Annotated in this window: 2 protein-coding genes; both read left to right on the plus strand. The window is 42.0% G+C overall.

Annotated elements, in window-relative coordinates; all coding sequences use genetic code 11:
* Nucleotides 1–111: 111 nt before the first annotated feature.
* The gene (mobQ, locus tag FTU87_RS14930) at nt 112–1,083 is read left to right on the plus strand and encodes a MobQ family relaxase (RefSeq protein WP_004856449.1); all 972 of its coding nucleotides are present in this window, start codon (nt 112–114) and stop codon (nt 1,081–1,083) included.
* Entirely contained in the window at nt 1,080–1,577 is a 498-nt protein-coding gene (locus FTU87_RS14935) for a hypothetical protein (protein WP_004856450.1), read from the plus strand. Before mobQ ends, FTU87_RS14935 begins: the two co-directional genes overlap by 4 nt.
* The last annotated feature ends 139 nt before the right edge of the window (nt 1,578–1,716 follow it).

Here is a 1,716-nt window from a genome sequence, read left to right on the forward strand (position 1 = left end):
GCACTTACGACTTGAACAAAGTTCAAGTCAAAGTTGCGCAAGGGGACACCCCTTAACCCCAAAAAACTGCTACGCAATTTTTTAAAAGCAAAAGCACCCCAAGGCGACTGCATGGCAATTTATCATTGTTCCACTAAAACGGTGAACCGAAGTTCGGGGCGAACTGCGGTTGCATCATCTGCATATCGTGCAGGGGAAAAACTAGAAGATGAACGCACAGGACTGACCCATGACTTTACGAGAAAAGACGGTGTCGCCCATTCTGAAATTCTGTCTAATTTAGATATTGAAATTGACCGTGGTGAACTTTGGAACTTGGCAGAAAAAACCGAAAACCGTAAAGATGCCCGAACCGCTAGAGAATGGGTCATTGCCCTACCTGATGAATTAGACGCTGATCAACGTAAGGACTTGGCAAAAGACTTTGCCAGGTCCTTAGTTGATCGCTATGGAGTGATCGCAGATTTAGCCATCCATGAACCCAGCAAAGGCGGTAATGATAAGAATCATCACGCCCATATCATGCTTACCACCCGAAAAGCCGAATTGGACACGGACAATAAACTCACCCTGACCACCAAAACCGATATTGAACTCAGCAACGCCAAACGAAAAAGCCTTGGTATGGGTACAACCCAAGACGAAATTAAACAGATTCGGGAAACGTGGGCAAATTTAGCCAATCACGCATTAGAACGAGCAGGCTACCGAGAAAAAATAGATCACCGCAGCTATGCCGATCAGAATAACGGACTACAAGCCACCATCCATGAAGGCACTAAAGTCACCCAATTACGCAGACAAGGCATAGACACTGAAATCAGCCGTTTTAATGACAATGTGAAACAGCAGAACGCCCAACAGCTTGACCAACAGAAACAGCAGAAAGAGAGCGTTTTACAGCGTGGTTTAAACCGTGTCGATCAAGGTTTTGATCAATGGCAGAAGAACCAAGAAACCAAACGTCTAGAACTGGAACGCCAAGCGGAAATGAAACGACAGCAAGAATTAGATAAACAACGAGCCGAGCAAGCACTCCGCAAGGCATATCAAAAACTAAGTAGAGGCGGAATGTCATTATGAGTAATCAAAATGATTTAGATGACCAGTTATATATTTTATTGGCATCCATGAAGGAATATCGAGAAGCCATAGCAGACGATAAGAAGCGATTAGAGCAGTTTTACAACCAAGTCGCTAGTGGAGTGCTAGACAAGGCTGAAAAATCGCTAGAAAACACAAATAAGAAGCATACAGGTGCATTAAACAACAGTATTCAGGCATTAAACGAAGCTACAAACAGGCTCAACTTAAAACTTATCTTTATTTTTGCCAGCACGTTTGTTGCTGTGATGATGGTGTTCATTTTGGCTATCTTTTTATACATACCAAGCAAAGACGAAATTGATGAACGTAGAGCAGATATGGCTGTACTAAAAAAATATCCGCTACAAATTCGAGAAAGTGATGGTGAAACATTGGTGAGAATAATGAGGAAAAATTGCTACTCGTTTGAACCGAGTAGTGTCAAAGAAAAAACGTATGACTGGTGTCAGATCGACCCTAAAAAATACTAGTTGATCGGTACTTTGCTTGGTTTTTCTCATTACAAATCAAATTACAGCAAGCGCAAAGTTGCCCGACTTTGAAACATGGCTTTAGCCATCTTTCAAAGCATCGAGCTGAAATTTCGCATAAGAGATTTTATGTTAAATA

Source organism: Acinetobacter sp. YH12156 (genome assembly GCF_013418235.1).
Classification (GTDB): domain Bacteria; phylum Pseudomonadota; class Gammaproteobacteria; order Pseudomonadales; family Moraxellaceae; genus Acinetobacter; species Acinetobacter pseudolwoffii.